The organism is Paenibacillus sp. XP01 (assembly GCF_057364885.1).
The window spans coordinates 4,112,850-4,131,262 of record NZ_CP139481.1; the positions used below are offsets into that span (position 1 = coordinate 4,112,850).

Consider the following 18,413-nt stretch of genomic DNA (forward strand, 5'->3'; position numbering starts at 1 on the left):
TCCATAGTCTGTTCGGTCTTGCCTGCATTACCAGTAACAACCCTATTCATGATCTATTAACTTTTGAATATGAAGCGCTAGGTATAATTGCTCATCATCATTTAAAGCAACATTCAAATATTTCTCGATTAATTTCATCGTTTCATAAGCTTGTACATATTTTTCCACAAAGTGTTCCAATAAAGGATTCGTTTTATTGTTTCGCTCCAAATTTTCCAAACGCTTGAAGAAAAACCTCAGATGTGTAACAAAGCGGTCAAAAGCCAACGTTTCCTCATTAATTTCCATTTTGTTATGCATCCGGATGATCGCTAAAATTTCTCTGATTTTTTTGGAAATGGCTTGAACATCCTCGGTTTTAGTGAAATCTTCATTCAATTGGGCATTGATCACATGCATTGCGATATTTCCCGCTTCATCTTCTGCCGGCTCTAATCCGAGCTGTTCTTTGATCAATGCCAATGCATATACCCCGACAGCAAATTCCTTCGGATAAAATCGCTTGATTTCCCAAGAGAGTCTGTTTGTAATCTTTATCCCCTCTTTATGAAGCTTATGCAAATTGTACAAATGATCCGTCAGAGAGATATAAATCGTCTCACTTATTTCGGGCGTGGTTTTTTCCTTGGCGAACTTGATGATATCATCAGCAAGCGACACAAATTCCACCGGGATGTCTTCCAGCATGGTTATAAATCGTTCGGTTGCCTTTTCTTCGACAAGCACAAAAACCTTTTCAATTTTGTCCCTCTCGGCAAGCTGGCCAACCTTTTTTTGGAAACCTAGACCGGCGCCAATCCAAATATAATCTTTTCCGGCTTCAGCGACTAAAACAGCGTTGTTGTTTAAAATTTTTTTGATTTCCAAAATATCGCCCCTTAGTAACACAAAATAGACCTTAATACATTTATATGAATTCTTTCAAAGTCATATAAAAGTGTTAAGGTCTAGCCTGACAGGTCAGTAACTACCCTCTTAAATTTAATTTAAAAGTTTTGCTAAAGGAATACTATCATGAATTTCAAAAGGTGTAAACGCTTTTTTCCAAAATTACAAAAAGGGATCTAAAGAAATTCGAAATACTCAAATGAAAACTTAGTATAACAGATCACTACATTGCTAATTTCTTCAATACAGCTGCACCTACGGCAGCGGCATGTTCATTAAGATTCCGTGGAGCATACATAGTGGTAACTAGTTTATTTCATTTTGGCAAGAAGGTGCTTTATTAAACACAATCCGTCTACAAGAAGTGCATGCACCACTAAACCCGCCTAAATGAAACAAACTAACGCCGATCAAGGACCGGCGCCAGTTCGATATTTGTTTTTTTAATGTTACGAAACAGAGTCTTAACCAAATATAACCATCAACGTTTCACGATGCTATTCCTCGCCTAACATAGCCAGGGGGCTAAATGCTTCGTAATGGATGTTAGCCTGATGCGCACCCCACTCTGTCAACATTCGATACATGGATTCCATAAACGGAATAGAACCACAGATATAGAAATCCGCTTTTTTGGACGGAACGACGGATTGCAGCCCGTTCAGATCTATTCGTCCCTCTACATCGTAGTTATGTGATTCTCGATCATGCGGAGTCGGAGACGAGTAGCATACCAATGACTTCACATTCGGGTGATTCTTCTCCATTTCAAGCAGGTGTTCCCTAAAGGCATGTGTGTTGCTGTTGGCCGTTGCGTGGATAAAGGTTACCTGACGATCACGCTGCTCCCTGACAACCGTGTTTAACATACTCAACAAAGGCGTAATTCCGATTCCGCCGCTGATCAAAACAAGGGGTGCGTCTGCAGTCGTTAAAATGAAATCGCCGGCAGGCGCGGAAAATGGTAAAGCATCGCCGACTTGAACATGGTCATGCAGGTAATTGGATACGATTCCATCCGGGTCGTTATGACTTGCATCTTCACGCTTCACGGTAATTCGGTAGACATCGTTTCCCGGAGCATCAGACAGACTGTAGTGGCGAATATGAGTATACTTTTCGCCCGGTATGTTTGCTTTTATCGTCAAATACTGGCCGGCCTTGTACTTGGCAATCGCTTGGCCATCTTGCGGCTTTAAATAAAACGAGGTAACGTCTTCCGTCTCCTTAACCTTTCGATCTACGATAAAGGTCCGGTCATCGGCCCAACCTCCCGACTGATGCTCGGTCTCCTCATACAAGCTTTGTTCGATCCGAATAAATGCATCCGCAATGTAGTTGTAAGCTTTCCCCCAAGCGGTAATAATTTCATCCGTGGCAGCGTCACCCAAAACATCCTGGACAGCTTCGAGCAATGTTTCGCCTACGATGGCATACTGCTCGGGTTTGATTCCGATCGCTCGATGTTTCTCCGTAATTCGCCGGATAACAGGAGTCAACGCATCCAGGTTGGTAATATGTTCTCCGGCTGCATAAACGACATAACCCAACGCTTCTTGCTGTATCCCTCTTTTTTGATTCGTCTGATTAAAGATGTTGTTCAGTTCCGGCGCTTTGGTGAATAACCGTTCATAAAATCGTTTTCCTATTTGAGCACTGTGCTGCTTCAGCACAGGGGCTGTTGATTTGACGATGTCTATTGTTTTTGAATCAAGCATATCTCGTACCATTCCTTCAGCTGGATTTGGGGTTAAACGCTAAAAGCTTCTCCAAACCCATGAAATGGTATACGTCTACGGACAGCGTCATTCTTTTCTTTCCTTCAAACCATTGGATGAATGGAGCCCAACGCGATATTGCCGCCTACCATCTGATCGGATTGCCAAAAGAGTTCGTTCAGAAATGAACCCACTGACTTGCGTCGGTCAACGGCCGGGTATTACATTCCATTTTTGATGCTCATCCTCAAAACGGGGTTCATTCATCACCAGCGTTGTACCATCGTCTGACACGCCGAGCACACTCCCGTTGTGCACGCTTGTAATGCGCATCGTTCCATCATCGTTTTTTGAAATGTTCCAGCGTTGATTAGGGTACCCCAGATACGGGTAAAGCTGGATACGATTCTGCCCAACATCCCAATCCAGCGACAGCCCGTTTATCGTTCGGATCGAATAAGAGCCGGAATCGTCGCCGGTCGGCATAAGGATCCACATCGAGCGCTCGGCTTCATGATCCGTCTCGGCTCCCACGTTCACGACCTCGCCTTCCGGGGTTGGAATGGATTGCATGGCAACAGGATATCCTGCATTGCGAATCGTCACGGTCTTCAAGTCCGCTTTTTTCATATCAAAGGCGTTCACGTTCTGGAAAGACGCACTTCCGCCAAAGGTATGAACACCGAAGTGACCCTCTGCAAACGTGCCATCTTGAACGTCCATGATTTGCTTGCCGTCCACATCAACCCGAATACGAGTACCTTCCGCCTGAATTTGGATGCGATAGGTTTGACCACCGCGAATGAATCTTGGAACGCGGGCAAGTACCTGCCGATTCTCGAAGGCTCCGTTCACTTTATAAAAGAGACGAATCGCCTGCAAGTTGGGATCGATGTTCAGGTAATAACCGCTTCGTCCATCCTCGCTTGCCCGAAACAGAAGGGAACCGGCTCCTCCTTCCGGGTCCAGCTGCATGTCAGCCTCATATCGGAAGTCTCCCGCCGTCTCTTGTGCAATATACTGTGAGTCGCTGCGGTCGCTTCCCTGTATGCCATGGTCCGATACAAACCACTGGGCAGAGGGCCGATCCGCCTGCCAGCCGGATAAATTGGTATGGAATTCGCCGTCAGTTACTACGATAGGTATCTTTGCAGAAGCTTTGCCGTTGGCCGTCGAAGCCGTCACCCAAGCTTCTCCCTTGCCTACGGCACGAATCGTAGCATGCGTCTTGTCGGCATAAACGACGTTCACGACTTCCGGATCGCTTACGGTCCATTTCAACGGTTGAGCCCCTTTGCCTGACCCGCCCTCAACGGAAGCATAAAGGCTTATGTCCTGTCCAACATTCATCGTTCTTCTCTGCGTATCCGCAACAACCCGCGGATTGGAGGACATGCCCTCCCTCCAGATATTGTTCATGGCGTACACATTCATTGAAACGACCTTCACATCTCCACCAAGGCTGTAGAACGCCATCGACCTTCCAGCCGGATCCGGAAAAATGACATCCGAGAAAACAACTCTGCCGTCATTGCCGAACACTTCAACGGAAGATTCATCGACAAATATGCGAAGCTTTACTCGGTTATGTTCAGGTTGTAATGGAGCCTCATGAACTTTGGTGAATAAACCAGAGAAACCCGAATCCCCCGAATTGGTGCGATCCACGAACATCATCTGCTTTTCGGCCTTGTAGCCCACTGTCGTTTTTTGCCCTTCCCTTTGGCGCAGGTGAAAACCAAACTCGGTTACAGAACTGCCTGGCGGAATTTCCAATTCAGCTTCAATTTCGTACGCTCCCGCAGCCAGACCTTGAAGCAGATTCTGCGATTTCGGTCCAACTCTGAATGGTTGTGCACTGTACAGATTTTGCCGCAGTGCCCGCAGTTCAGCGACGGGCGTTTGCACCAGACGAACTCCTTCATCCGTTGTCCGGAGAGAGACTTCTCTCGGAATCGTCAATTGACCTTTCCAAGGGGCGGTTGGGAAATCAAACGGATAATCCCAATTCGTCATCCACGCAAGCATCACTTTGCGCTGATCCGGCATGCTCGCGAATGACATCGACGCGTAAAACTCCTTGCCGAAATCCGTTCGCAGTACTTTCCCCGCCGGATGATCGTTCAGGAATTTCCCTTCAGCGGTGAGTTCGCCTATAAAATATTCCGCATCCGATCCCTGAGTCTTCGGATTAGCTCCCGTGCTGATCATAAGCACCCACTTACGCTGATCCGTTCCGTCTACAGGCAGTTGAATCAGATCAGGACACTCCCATACACCTCCACGAACGTACTCCCCGTATCCGAAGTTATCCGTCAACGTCCAATCAAGCAGATTGGTTGAGGTAAAAAAACGAATATGGTCCCCGCCCGAAACCACCATGATCCAGCGGTTGTGATCTTCGTCCCGAACCACCTTCGGGTCACGGAAATCCCAACTGCCCGGGTCTTCGCCATGTTTGCCGGGATTCTCGATGACGATCGGACGGTCTTCAGCGTATTGCCAATTCCGTCCTTGATCCGTGCTGTATGCGAGACCGATGCGCTGATTGCCGCCGGGTTTATCCGGATGATAGGATGTGTAATACGCAATCAGGCCTTTTCCGCCGGAATCCGAGAACAGGCCGGAGGCATTGTGCAGATCGGCAATCGCTGACCCTGACCATACATGACCCAGATCATTCCATGGCAGGGCAATGGGTAAACGCTTCCATTTTATAAGATCCGTACTGACGGCATGCGCCCAGGTCCCTCCATCCTGATGAAACAAGTGATACTCCCCCTCAAAATAGACCAGCCCGTTCGGATCGCTTGCCGATCCCCGCATCGGAGAATAATGATATTGGGGGCGGTATTTTTCCGTGTAATACATCGACTTTTCCGTCATATACACGTCCTGAAAATAAGCCGAGCCTTGTTCAACAACCAGTCCGGCATATCCATCAGCATAGCTTGAATCCGTGACTTCAATCGCCGGAGCCGCGTATCCATCCACATACACCTTGATCAGACTGCCGAAGACGACCGCTTCGATATGATGTCTTGCTCCCGGTTGACTTGGGTACTTGCGATCCGAGCTCGCGAGTACGGTACCATCGGCTTTTCGAAGCTGCACGCGAGCTCCGTCCCCTTCCCTGATGAGGGCCGCTTCATATCCCTCTGTCCCGTCCGCATTTGATCTGAATAACAATGCCGCGGAGGACGTCGGGGCTGCCAGAGACATGTTTCCCTCATATACGACATCACCTGCCGTTTTCTCGTAAATCATCCGCGTTTTCCCTTGAACGGTTCCTTTACCTCTTAATCCTTTCACATCAGGCTGCCAGTCACCGGTACTGTGGATCGGCTTGCCCAGGTTACCGTTCATGGAACTGACCTGAACATTCTGGAACAAGGCTGATCCGTCCCATACGTGGAGCCCCAGTTTCCCTGATGCATAGGCGCTGTCTTTTACATCAATCACCGGGTCGTATCGGCCATCCCAAAAAACCTGGAGACTCTCGCCGACCGCCTTCACTTTCAGATGATAAATCCCCCCGAGTTCCACGCTTACCGAATGCTCTTCAAACAATGATCCCGACTTTCCGCCGGCATCCCTTAGTCTGATCACACCGGCCTGAGGAACCACCTGCAGCATATAAGAAGACCAACCCGTATCATCAGCCCGAAAAACAAGGCTGGCATCTGCATTCATATCCTTGATCATCAAGTCAGCTTCATACACAAAATCATCGGCCCGCGTGGCCGATAAGGCCATTGCATTCTCCTCCGCATCGGAAGCCAAATGAAGTCCTTCATTCGTATCCTCAAGAGTGCCTTTGCCGTGCAAGGTCCAACCGGACAAATTCGTTGCTGCCCCGGACACGTCAGTCATCATTTGAACCGCCTCCGTATGTGGTATATCTGACCGTTTGACTGCTGGTTCTCTCTGCAGCATAGCAACCTTGTCTACAGCGGAAGGTGTTGAATACGCTTCCACGGAAGCGGAACCAAGGACACATGATAAAAGAACACAGCCAATAGATCTGAAAATGAATCTCATGAGCATCCCCTCATTTCTCCTGATGGTAAAGACTATAGCCCAAAAAGGACGGTGCACTCCCTTATGCAAATAAGCGAATCCGCATCCGTCCTTTCCGGGACGTGCTTACGATTATAAGGATGAAGCTGCCGCTGCTTGTTCAAGCGCTTCGAGGCCCAAGGCTAGCGCACCGCACAAGCCTGCGCGTTGTCCCAATCCGGGAGGGACAATATATCGGTCGATATGATGCATCGTTTCCGGCATGTTTACATACCCATTCAGATTTTGCACAACCTGCTTCCGGATGATGGGAAACAGATGATCCTGCTGCATGACCCCGCCGCCCAGGATCACCTTCTGCGGCGAATGCAGCAGGATGGTCGTCGTAATGGATTCGGCAATGTAAAAGGATTCGATCTCCCATGCCAGATGGTCGCTCGGAAGCTCGCTGCCAGGGCTCTGCCAGCGAGCTTCAATGGCAGGTCCCGCGGCCAGTCCCTCCAGGCAATCGCCATGGTACTTGCAAATGCCGGCAAAGCGATCCTTCGGATGCCGCCTTGTTCGCACGTGTCCACCCTCCGGATGCAGCAACCCGTGGACTCTTTTTCCTCCGGCGATCAACCCGATGCCAACGCCTGTGCCGATTGTATAATACGCACAGTTGTCCAGCCCCTGTGCAGCTCCCCATGTCATCTCGCCGAGTGCCGCTGCATTCACATCCGTATCCCATCCGAAGGGAACCGGGAATTCACGTTTCAAGGCTCCGACAACATTGCAGTTGCTCCAATCCGGCTTGGGGGTTGTCGTAATGTAACCATACGTAGGGCTATCCGGTTGCAAATCGATCGGACCAAAGGAACCGATCCCGATCGCGTCCACTCCTTTATCCCTGAAATAATCGCACACCCTGGCAAGCGTGGTCTCGGGATGCTCCGTCGGAAAGCTGCACCAGTCTTCCACGCTCCCTCGCTCGTTGCCTACGCCGCATACAAATTTCGTTCCGCCCGCTTCTATGGCCCCAATACGCATTTACCTGTCCGCCTTTCCTTTAGTTCCGTTTGCCGTTCCCCTTTATGGGAGACAATTCGTAGATATGCAGGGATGAAAAGACCAGGTCTTCATGATCGGCATGAACAGAGATTCCCTTGGCCTCTGCATCCGGATAGATCAGATCGGTAACCACGGCCTGACCATCGTGGGCAAATACCTCAACCGATGAAGAATCCACATAGATGCGCAAATGTTGAACCCCATCCACTGCTTGAACACTCGCTGCATGACGTCCCACGAAATGTTCATGGAAACCGACGATGCCTGATCGACTGCGATCGACGTACACTTCACCCTGACTTGCATCAATGCCAACGACCGTTTGGTTACTCGCGTTACTTCTCAATGCAAATTGAACAGAGAACTCGGAAGCCCATTTCGCCTCAATTTCATAGTGTACTAGCTGCAAAGCGTTCAGCTGCGCATTCGTCTCCCGGATCGATACGTCCTGCAAGGTCAAAATCGGCGTTCTCGCTTGCTCCAGCTCGCGGGCAGGGCGCTGAATCAAGGTAACTTCTCCGTTCCTCATCTCCAAAGTCAGCTCCCGGGCAATCGTCATGGCGCCGCGGTAACCTTCTGTTGGCGTTTGGTTGGCATACATCCAGTTGCTCATCCAGCCCATGAAAAGGCGTCTGCCGTCTTCTGCCGGAATGTCGGACCAACTGACTCCTGCGTAGTTATCCCGGCCATGATCTATCCAGCGAACGGTATGGGAAGCGTCGTCCGGAACAAATGTCGACCCATCGAAATCTCCGGTAAAGTACTGGGTCCGGGAGCCTTCTTTGAAAGCAGGATCTGCACCGATGCTGACAAGCATGACCCATTTTTCCTGTTTTGCGTCCCCGTTCACTGCCAATGGAAACAGATCCGGACACTCCCACACGCCGTCATGCGAACCGATGCCTGCGCCGAATTCGCTGCCCAGCGTCCAATCTTTCAGATTGGGAGAACGATACAGGCATACCGTTTGGCCGCAAGCAACAATCATCACCCATCCCTTGGTCTGCTCATGCCAGAACACCTTCGGATCACGGAAATCCACGATCGATTCATGCTCCAATACCGGATTGCCCTCGTATTTGATCCACGTTCGGCCGTTGTCCTTGCTGTACGCAAGGCTCTGCCGCTGAATCGGATCACCGTTCGGCACCTCGAGGTGATGAGTAAAAATAGCCACCAGTCCCGGCTCATCGTCGAAGAATCCGGATGTATTGTTCCAATCCACCACAGCACTGCCGGAAAAGATCATGCCGTGTTCATCCGGCGACAAGGCGACAGGAAGCTCTTCCCAGGCGACCAGATCTTTGGTCACGGCGTGTCCCCAGTGCATCGGACCCCACGTTGTGCCAAACGGATGATGCTGATAGAACAAGTGATACTCGCCTTTAAAAAATACCATGCCATTGGGATCATTCATCCACTTCTCCTTCGGTGAGAAATGATAGATGCCCCGGTAATCGGAAGTTGATATTGTAGACATGTTGGTTCTCTCCTTTGTATCAAACAGGTTGCCGGAGGCTCCGATACCTTGACTCAGCCAAGAGCCATGTATGGCAAAGCCTCCGCGTCCAGTTTGTTCTATTGGGTATTGCGGTCATATCCCGCTTGTTTGATTTGCAGCCATTCCTGCAGCCCGAGACGATCGAGTTCCTTCAAATAAGCATCCCACTCCTGCTCGATTTTTCCGTTTTGATACCACTCCGTGCGCATGCGCAGCACATAAGCAAACAGATCAGTCTCGATGGTGGACAGGCGATCGAGCTCATCGATCGAGAAAAATACGCTTGGATATACGTTATCCGCTTTCATATGCGGAACCATCACCCGATCCAGAAGTTCCATGCGCCAGGCGGCATCTTCCGGTTTGGTCGTGTATTTGCCGTAATAACTGTCGAGAATCGCCAGCGGTCCGGCAATGCTCGTTTTTTGCCGAAGCTCGACGGGTGCAGCCCCTTCCAGCGGCAGATGCTTCAGCATGCCCTTGGCTTCATCGAATTCAAAAATATTTTGCTGCGTCTCATCGCCATACGTTCCCCAGTTGTTTTGCACGGATTGGAGCGGATCGTACAATTGGTCCACCCACTTCGCCGTCGCTTCCAGATTTTGATTGCTGCTCGTGATGACCATTCGTCCCCGGTCGAGCCCGATCCCGTTCGTTCTTGTGACATTGACCTCTCCATCAGGGCCGGCAAGCGGAGGCAAAACGTCATAGGTATCGTTCATGCCCGTAATGTTGGCTTTATCCCAAGTGAAGTACACGCCGTACCTGTGGTCTTTCCCCTTGGCCAGATACGTATTCCAATCCTGCTGATAGGCTTCCACGTCCACGAGACCTTCCTTGACCAGTTCATGGATATATTTCACCGCTTCCTTGTATCCCTCATCGGCTGCCGTAAAGACCACCTTTCCATCGTTGGTCACCACGGTGTGATCCCAGTTCTCCCCGAGTCCGAATGCGGCAAAGAGGAATGTCAGATCTTCTCCGCCCGGCTTGTTAATGAAAGACAGCGGAATCTCGTCGGCCTTCCCATTGCCGTTCGGGTCCTGCGTTTTGAACGCAATTAACACGTCTTTCAATTCTTCGGTGGTCGTCGGCATCTTCAGTCCCAGGTTATTCAACCATTCGACATTGATCCAGGGCAAGTTATCCACAGCCTGTATCCGATGTTTGCCGCTTCCGAGCTCCTCGATCCATGGGAACGAATAAATATGCCCGTCCGGAGCCGTGATCATGCTCTTGTACTCGGGAGCCTCTGCCAGCACCTTTTGCAGATTAGGCATGTATTGTTCGATCAAGTCTTCGAGCGGAATGATGGCCCCGTCCTTGGCCAGCTTCAGGAGGTCATAGTCCCCGTAACCTGCGTCAAAAATGGCATCCGGCAAATCTCCGCTGGCGACCGCCAAATTTCTTTTTTCCGCAAACACGTCGCTCGTATAGTTCTTCCAGTTGATATGCACGTTGGTCTTTTCCTCAAGTCTTTTGTTAATCAGCTTCTCGTTCGGATCGGCCGGAGCCAGCGGAGAGCTCTGCGTGATGAAATTCAATGTCACTTTTCCGTCGGGGGATTGGGCTTTGCTCGCTGCTCCTCCTCCGTCCCCGCCGCCGCAGGCCGAGAGCAGAAAGACGGCGGACAACATGGAAAGGGATGCCGCTGTAATGGCTTTTTTGGATGTTTTCACTTTTTTCATGATGTGACCTCCATGGTATATTGTTGGACCCAACTTGCTGTATCTCAGGCAGTTCGCTATTTCAGTGAACCGACCATGACACCTTTTTCGAAATATTTCTGGAAAAACGGATACATGATGATCAGCGGCAGACTTGAAATGACAATGGCCGAATATTTGATCATCTCGGAGAGCCGTTTGAGCTCCGCCATCGCAAGCTGATCACTGATCATGCCCGGTGCAGCCTGGTTCTGAATCAGAATGGAGCGCAGGACGAGCTGCAGCGGGTGAAGGTTGGGATTATCCAGGTAAATCATCGCATCAAAATAAGAATTCCACTGCCCTACGAACGCGTACAAAGCGAGGACAAAAATGATCGGTTTGGACAACGGAATGACAATCTGGAAGAAAATTTTCATGTCGGACGCGCCGTCTACGTTCGCGGCTTCTTTGAGTTCCCTGGGTACCCCTTTGAAAAAAGTTCTGGAGAGAATGATGTTCCAGACGTTAACCGCTCCCGGGATGATGATCGCCCAGACGGTATCCAGCATGCCGAGGTTACGCACGAGCAGATAGGTGGGAATCAAGCCGCCGCCAAAGAACATCGTAATGATAAACAGAACCATGAAGAATCCCCGTCCGGCCAGCCTTTCCTCGGATAATGCATAACCTGCAAAGATCGAGACCGTGACGGTCACGAAGGCAAACGAAACGGAGTACAGCACCGCATTCGCGAAACCTCGAATCATGGCCGGATTGGACAGAATCATCTGGTATCCGTCCAGACTCCAGTCGGATACATTGAAGGACAATCCGCGGTTAAGAAGCACGGTCGGGTCCATGAATGAAGCGATGACGATGTAAATCAGAGGAACGACCACAACCAGTACGGCGCAGGTGAGAAAGATGGCGTTTAACGCAAGAATCAGACGGTCCAGTCCCGTAGGTTTGATTGCCATAGGTAACACTCCTTTCTAGTAAAGGCCTTCGCCTTCGTTCAATTTTTTCACGATCAGATTTACGGTAACGAGCAATATCACATTAATGACGGAGTTAAACAATCCTACCGCCGCAGAATAGGCGTAATCCCCGGACTGCAATCCGACCTTGTAAACATACGTTGCAATAATTTCGGAGGATGGCAGGTTCATGGATGTCTGCATCAGATACGCCTTCTCGAACCCGATGGACATGATCCCGCCGGCAGCAAGAATAAACACGATGGCCATAATCGGACGAATGGTCGGAAGATCGATATGGCGGATACGCTGAAGGAGATTGGCTCCATCCAGATTGGCTGCATTATGAAGCTCCGGATCGACGTTGGCCAAAGCCGCCACATAAATGATCGAAGACCAGCCCGCTCCGGTCCAGATATCGGACAAAATGTATATCCAGCGGAAATATTCGGGTTCGGACATAAACATGATGGGCTGACCGGTAATCCATATGGCGAATTGGTTCACTGGCCCGGTCGGTGATAAAAAGATGAACAGCATGCCCACAACGACCACGACCGAAATGAAATTGGGCGCATACAGAAACAATTGGATGTTCTTCTTCACTCCGGCTTTGCGCACTTGATTCAGCATGAGCGCCAGCAGAATGGGCACCGGAAAACTGAATATCAATCCCAAAAAGCTGAGCTTAAGCGTATTCATGAAAATGACGTCAAAATTGGGCGATGCCAGAAACTTCTCGAAATGCTTCAATCCCACCCAATCGCTGCCCATAATCCCTTTGATCGGACTAAAATCTTTGAATGCGATAATGGCTCCATACATCGGAATGTATTTGAAAACCAACGTCAGGATCAGGGCTGGTGCAAGCAATGCATACAAAAAATAGTTCTTTTTGAGCCGCTGCCATGCATGACCGATGGACGGCCTTTCCCTCAGGCCCCTTTCCATCCCCTTTTTGGTGTCCACTGTGTTATCCACCACGCTACCTCCGTTCATTGATGAAGTTGACAATTGCTCATAGAAAGGGCTTTCAATATTTACAATTGCTCATTTGATATTTTACAATTTATCAGGAAACCTCTCGTTTAGTCAATACATAATGTAAAAAAATAATTGTGCATTTGCTAATTTCTTTTGCATTTTTTCGCTCATAATTAGATGGGATTGTGAACTCACAGCCCTGAAATCGTCTTTCCAAACCTGTTTCTTCTCGTCTTAACGAGGACCAACCTGTTTTATATCGTATAACCCCTAACTACAAAACCACAAAAAATGGAACCGTCAATATTCAAAATGTAAATTTAATTGTTCATATGTAAAGTCGAGATTGCTATTTGCTCCGATATATTATACATTTGACTTAGATAATCATTGGGGATGACTAATTGATCATTAGAGGTGAAGCACGACATGGCAAAAGAGAAAGTCACAATACAGGACATTGCGGATGCTCTGGGCATCTCCAGAAATACGGCTTCCAAAGCGCTGAATGACAGTGGAAACATTCCGGAAGAGACGCGGAACCGGGTCGTTAAAAAAGCCATTGAGTTAAAATATAAACACTTCGCTTATATGGAAAGCGAGCATGTCCTGGGCAAAACGCCGGGCAATATCGCCCTGTTAACCGAAAACCTGCCCAATACGTCTCATTTTGGATCGTTGTTAATCAGCGGTCTGGAAAAAAGGATCAGTGCCGAGGGGTATAATCTCTCGATCCATATCGTGCGTGAAGTCGACCAAGACGCGCTGACGCTTCCGAACAACTTTGATATTTCAAAGGTGGACGGCATTATTTGCATCGAATTGTTCAACTTGGAATATACCCGTCTCATCACGGAGCTCGGCATCCCCACGATCTTTATCGATTGCGCTTCCGACATCTGTTATCCGGATTTTCATGCCGACCTGCTGTTAATGGAGAATGAACATAGCACCTATCAGTTAACCAAAAAATTAATTGATAGCGGCTACAAAAGCATCGGGTTCGCCGGAGACTATAATCACTGCAAAAGCTTCAATGAACGATGGGTCGGCTATCAACGCGCGATGCTCGAATCGGGGCTGCAGGTCGATCCATCCCACTGCATTACGGATAATGATCGGCTGTTCTTCTCGAAGCCTGGTTGGATGAACGAGCGCGTAGCCGCGCTGGAGTCTTTGCCTTCCGCTTATGTATGCGCGAATGACTTCATCGCGGTCGAACTGATCAAGGCTTTGAAAGCAAGAGAGGTGACGGTTCCGCAGAATATTGTGGTATGCGGGTTCGATAACGCACCCGAATCAAGAATTATTGAACCTCCGTTAACGACGGTGCACATTTACAGCAACGAAATGGGGATCAAAGCGGCCGAGATGCTGTTATCCCGGATCGATAACCCGGAACAACCTTATCAGGTCTCGCATATTGCGACCAAACCGATTATACGGGAGTCGACGCCCGCAATTATGCCGGTCAATTCTACTCTTGTAACGGGTTAATCCGATCTAAAAGAAAAACCGACTCTCAGCGAGTCGGTTTATGATTCAGAGCATTATTGAAATTGGCGGGGTTTCTCCTCAACATGAAGTTTTGCTTGAAGGCCGCTCTCTCCGGATAAGGGTTCCGTTTCAGGGTGAGGAAAATAGGCCTCGAACATTCGCTGCAAGTCCTTTCTCGTTACCGGCGCGGCTTCGGGGTACAGCTCATAGCCAAGCTCTCCGTTATTTTCAATGGTACCCGACTTTACATCTTCAACTCGAGAAATGCCTGCCATGCGCAGGCGCTTTTCCAGATCGTCAACAGAAATTCGCAGCTTGCGCAAATTGTTCGTGTCAAGCTTACCTTCGCGGATCACCGACACGCTTTTTCCCTTTAAGATCGACTCTATAACGTTTGAGCGTAAAGTAATCCATTCAACAAGGATGAGGAAACCGATAAAAACGGCAAGTGCCAGAATCGTTTCCTTCATCCCCTTCCCGCTTACTTGAGTGCCAAGCACCGTGCCAATGCTCAATAAAATGATGATTTGAGGAATCGTCATTTGTGAGATGGATTTCCGCCCCGCAATCCTTAAAAAGAGCGTGCCGATGCAAGCTAAAAAAATCGTGCTCCAGAATATCATCCACATTTGCATTCCTCCCGATGTTTCACTGTTCTACAAGCGTTCCCCAAAATAAAGGAAATCATGAGAAAAGCTCCATCGCAAAGTCTGGAGGAAGCCGGCGAGAGCCAAATTCAACTTTCGATAACGGCAAATGGACGCTCTTGCATTTTGATCGAATCCGTAGGGCAACCATCTATAGCATCGATTAAGTCATTCACTAGGTCCTCATCTTCAATCGGCGTGATACCTCTATTTCGGTCTTCTAGATAAAACACTTCGGCTATACCTTCATCGTCATAATCGAATAGATCGGGAGCGGTAGCTCCGCATGCTCCACACGCAATGCAAGTATCTTTTTCAACACAGGCGTATCTGGTCACCGTGTAAACCTCCCCGATTAAACGCACAAGTTATGGCGTATCTTTCATCTTCTATAGACCTCTCCCGTTTTACAATCAGCCTGACTGCCGTATCCGTTATCGGATTACATGCATCGGAAGATGGGTCAAACTTTGTCCAGGAGCAGATGCTGCTAAATGGTTTTCCAATATAAAGGATTCTTCCGGTCTAATCTCCGAGAACCTTTCAAGAAACGTTGTGAGAGCGATATTGAGTTCTAGTCTGGCTAGTGGAGCACCAAGACAAAAATGAGGTCCGATGCCAAAAGTAAGATTTTTTTTGTTGTTTTTCCGGTGGATATCCAATGTAAAGGGGTGCTCGAACATCTGCTGGTCCACATTAGCTGCGCTCATCCAAGCAATAATAAGGTCTCCTTTTTTCAGGTTTACGCCTAATACGTCATTGTCCTGTTTAACGGTGCGGTGCCTTTTAGATATATGAAAACGATAGCGAAGCATTTCTTCAACGGTGTTGGTTACCAGTTCGGGCTGCTGCCTCAATGCTTGATAGATTGTCGGATCATCATATAACAACGAATAAAACATACTTGAGATCATATGGCTTGTTGTTTCAATTCCCGCTCCCAGAAGCAGCATGGTTGTTCGGACCACTTCGTCATCCGTGAATTTTTCGCCATCCACCTCGACTTGCAGCAGATCGGATATGATGTCCTCTTCCGGATGGGATCTCTTATGGACCACGATGGGATAGATGTGTTCGAAATACGCTTTAGCTGCATGCTGCTTCTTTTTTTGAATCGCTTGTTCGTCTTTTTGGTCATAAGGCTGGAATAGAATATCGACCCAATTTTTGAAGAGATGGCTATCCTCCATGGGGACCCCCAACAGATCAGCCATGACCATCGAAGGAATCGGGGTGGCGTAGGACTCGACAATATCGATTAACGTATTCTCCTCCATGTTCTGCGCCAGGTGATTAATCGTTTGTTGAATACGCGGCTCCCAAACTTTGAGGCTGCGAGGTGTAAATGCAGCCGAGATCAGCGAACGGGATTTTTGATGTCGGGGCGGATCCATGCTTGAAATGCCAATCTTTTCAGGGACAGCACCTTCCTTATTGTTAGCTCCTACCTCAAGAATGGTCCTCGTGCCTTCAGCCGAAAAATATTCGTGGTCACTTAATACCTGTTTGACATCATCGTAGCGAAAAACATTCCAAGTATCTGTTTCTTCATGATAAAAAACGGGATTCTCTTCAAGCATTTTTTTGTACCAATGGAGAGGAAAGAATTCTTCGGATCTTGTTTTAAATTGCGTGATCGCTGGAACTGAGACGACTTCTTTATTCATGCCTTGAACCTCCAATCCTGGTTTCACAAGAGAGTTCCCTCACAGAGAAGTTGATAGTAAAAATGGAAAATTCTTGTGTAAGATAATTATATACTACCCGTATAATTTATTTCAAATTTACAGAATCACACCTTGAATTTCTCAATAAATAAAAGGTTTATATATATGTACTGACCGTATATTACCAACAAAAAAAAGATTGGCATGCGCCAATCTGTTGGAATTTAAGTTTGTTTATCGATTTGATCTAAATATAGCCAACATGATTCAGCTAGTCTGTTCGCTTTCATATGGAATTCACTTGATGTGCATTCTTTATAAAATGCTCGGAGCACAACCTCAATGACGGAGGCATTAAAGTTTTCCTTGTCCCGAAACATCTTCAAGACCCCTTCAGCAAGTTGTTTTAATCTTATGGATTCATCCGACTTCTGCACAAGCTCGTTGAACTCTTCAAGCTCATCTAACAATGTTTCTATGCTTATATGATGATGGCTTTCACCCTCCAAAAAATGCAATGATTGAAAATCAAAGAGATGTTCGTTTCGCTGCAGCATCGTTTTTAAAATGACTTCGATATACTTTAGTACCTTTGGGACCACTTCGCTCCAATCCGGTTTTGCAATCTTGAAGCTTCTCGATGTGTTGGTAATTTGATGTAGTATGCCAAAACATAAAATGGCTCCTTCGTTAGCATATAAACCATATTCTTTCCCGAACACCTGTACAAGTCGGGATGAGAGCCACTTGAGCTGCATCGTTGCTAGATTGGCAGAATCAATTTCCCCAGAGTAAAATCCGCTCCAGTAGAGGCTCCAAATTCGATCTTTCTCAGGTGCAGACATTGGAACCGCAATCTGATCCACAAGTAAATCAAAGTCCGAGTGATAGTGATGTTGTTCCAGCTCTCGCCTTATCAAAATATCTTCTTGTATGCGCTGGTCCAAAATAGCATACAAACAGTCTTCTTTCGAATGGAAAAATTTATAAAATGTTCCTTTGGACACGCCGGAGTGGTCCAAAATCATTTGAATCGTTGTGTTTGCGAAGCCATGCTCTATAAATAGGGAAAGAGCGCTTTCCAACAAACTTTGTTTGCGACTGCTCATATTTTGTCTACGCCCCTTTTTTATTGGAGATACGATGTTTGATTCCATCATAAATGAACCTGAAAGAGGAGACAATCCAAACACCGGGCATCCGCTGCTCTCAACAATCCCTTAAAACTCTTGTAAAAAACATAAAAGAAAGCCGCTATTTCAGCGACTTTCAATCTTGGTCATATTCTAGCCTCGCAGCTATAGCAAGAAACGGAGTTACATATTAGACCAAGAAGGCCTTGGAGATAATAACCAACAGAATAAAGAGCACAAGAATTGCGCCGATGGAGGTAAAGCCACCGTATGCACCTGCTCCTCCTACATTTCCACTTCCTACTCCATTGCCGTACCCAACATCACTCATTCTTCTTCCTCCTCTTTTGTGGTATAGAATAGATTATTCATGTACATCCGAATTGACAAGGCTACTTGGAAAAAGGGCTTTAAAGAAACTGCAGCGCCTATATAACTCGATATGTCACTCCGTCTTGTACCCTTTCACCACTCCGGGTTAGAACCACCTTTTTACGGCAATATCCTGCGGCAAATCCTCGGGAGTCACTTCATATGTTAAAATCTTTATAAAGATCAAAAATCACCATAACTGCCGAAAACAGCTTTACGTTTGAAATCGTTACATTTATATTTGAATGTGAGAAATGTAACTACTTTGGCACCCGCCACTATCGAAGTGGGAGAATTCAGACAATACGTT

At 47.7% G+C, this 18,413-nt stretch carries 15 protein-coding genes; 2 read left to right on the forward strand and 13 right to left on the reverse strand.

Annotation, left to right across the window (positions count from 1 at the left end; translation table 11 throughout):
- Positions 1 to 42: 42 nt before the first annotated feature.
- Both SNR34_RS18495 and hmpA read right to left on the reverse strand, forming a co-directional pair.
- Positions 43 to 867, reverse strand: a complete 825-nt coding sequence (locus SNR34_RS18495) for a PRD domain-containing protein (RefSeq protein ID WP_486179890.1) — start codon at positions 865 to 867, stop codon at positions 43 to 45.
- 518 nt (positions 868 to 1,385) lie between these two features.
- Positions 1,386 to 2,606 (reverse strand): NO-inducible flavohemoprotein, encoded by a 1,221-nt coding sequence (gene hmpA, locus SNR34_RS18500; protein WP_486179891.1) that lies wholly within the window; start codon positions 2,604 to 2,606, stop codon positions 1,386 to 1,388.
- 59 nt (positions 2,607 to 2,665) lie between these two features.
- Between hmpA and SNR34_RS18505 the strand changes: the two genes are divergently transcribed.
- On the forward strand, positions 2,666 to 2,794 hold the full coding sequence (locus SNR34_RS18505) for a hypothetical protein (protein WP_486179892.1): 129 nt from the start codon (positions 2,666 to 2,668) through the stop codon (positions 2,792 to 2,794).
- Between the two features lie 19 nt (positions 2,795 to 2,813).
- Here the strand turns inward: SNR34_RS18505 and SNR34_RS18510 are convergent, their stop codons facing one another.
- The 6 genes from SNR34_RS18510 to SNR34_RS18535 all read right to left on the reverse strand — a co-directional run bounded on the left by SNR34_RS18510 (position 2,814) and on the right by SNR34_RS18535 (position 12,754).
- Entirely contained in the window at positions 2,814 to 6,482 is a 3,669-nt protein-coding gene (locus SNR34_RS18510; RefSeq protein WP_486179893.1) for a GH32 C-terminal domain-containing protein, read from the reverse strand.
- 276 nt (positions 6,483 to 6,758) lie between these two features.
- Positions 6,759 to 7,655, reverse strand: a complete 897-nt coding sequence (locus SNR34_RS18515; RefSeq protein ID WP_486179894.1) for an ROK family protein — start codon at positions 7,653 to 7,655, stop codon at positions 6,759 to 6,761.
- Positions 7,656 to 7,674: 19 nt separating this feature from the next.
- Complete coding sequence (locus SNR34_RS18520) at positions 7,675 to 9,156, reverse strand: glycoside hydrolase family 32 protein (RefSeq protein WP_486179895.1); 1,482 nt, start codon at positions 9,154 to 9,156, stop codon at positions 7,675 to 7,677.
- Positions 9,157 to 9,254: 98 nt separating this feature from the next.
- A complete protein-coding gene (locus tag SNR34_RS18525) occupies positions 9,255 to 10,865 on the reverse strand; it encodes an ABC transporter substrate-binding protein (protein WP_339272804.1) in 1,611 nt (536 codons plus the stop codon).
- A 56-nt stretch (positions 10,866 to 10,921) separates the two neighbouring features.
- The gene (locus tag SNR34_RS18530; RefSeq protein WP_236412317.1) at positions 10,922 to 11,803 is read right to left on the reverse strand and encodes a carbohydrate ABC transporter permease; all 882 of its coding nucleotides are present in this window, start codon (positions 11,801 to 11,803) and stop codon (positions 10,922 to 10,924) included.
- A 15-nt stretch (positions 11,804 to 11,818) separates the two neighbouring features.
- Positions 11,819 to 12,754 (reverse strand): ABC transporter permease, encoded by a 936-nt coding sequence (locus SNR34_RS18535; protein WP_236412926.1) that lies wholly within the window; start codon positions 12,752 to 12,754, stop codon positions 11,819 to 11,821.
- Positions 12,755 to 13,216: 462 nt separating this feature from the next.
- Between SNR34_RS18535 and SNR34_RS18540 the strand changes: the two genes are divergently transcribed.
- Positions 13,217 to 14,284, forward strand: coding sequence for a LacI family DNA-binding transcriptional regulator (locus tag SNR34_RS18540; protein WP_486179896.1), 1,068 nt, complete (start codon positions 13,217 to 13,219; stop codon positions 14,282 to 14,284).
- 53 nt (positions 14,285 to 14,337) lie between these two features.
- Here SNR34_RS18540 and SNR34_RS18545 read toward each other — a convergent pair whose 3' ends face one another.
- The 5 genes from SNR34_RS18545 to SNR34_RS18565 all read right to left on the reverse strand — a co-directional run bounded on the left by SNR34_RS18545 (position 14,338) and on the right by SNR34_RS18565 (position 18,062).
- Positions 14,338 to 14,913: a DUF421 domain-containing protein gene (locus SNR34_RS18545; RefSeq protein ID WP_486179897.1), complete on the reverse strand. Its 576-nt coding sequence runs from the start codon at positions 14,911 to 14,913 to the stop codon at positions 14,338 to 14,340.
- 107 nt (positions 14,914 to 15,020) lie between these two features.
- Complete coding sequence (locus SNR34_RS18550) at positions 15,021 to 15,269, reverse strand: ferredoxin (protein ID WP_236412312.1); 249 nt, start codon at positions 15,267 to 15,269, stop codon at positions 15,021 to 15,023.
- Between the two features lie 96 nt (positions 15,270 to 15,365).
- Complete coding sequence (locus SNR34_RS18555; RefSeq protein ID WP_486179898.1) at positions 15,366 to 16,598, reverse strand: cytochrome P450; 1,233 nt, start codon at positions 16,596 to 16,598, stop codon at positions 15,366 to 15,368.
- A 224-nt stretch (positions 16,599 to 16,822) separates the two neighbouring features.
- Positions 16,823 to 17,707 carry a TetR/AcrR family transcriptional regulator gene (locus SNR34_RS18560; protein WP_236412308.1) on the reverse strand — a complete coding sequence of 295 codons (885 nt, stop codon included), beginning with the start codon at positions 17,705 to 17,707 and terminating at the stop codon, positions 16,823 to 16,825.
- Between the two features lie 214 nt (positions 17,708 to 17,921).
- Entirely contained in the window at positions 17,922 to 18,062 is a 141-nt protein-coding gene (locus tag SNR34_RS18565; protein WP_236412306.1) for a YjcZ family sporulation protein, read from the reverse strand.
- Positions 18,063 to 18,413: the final 351 nt, after the last annotated feature.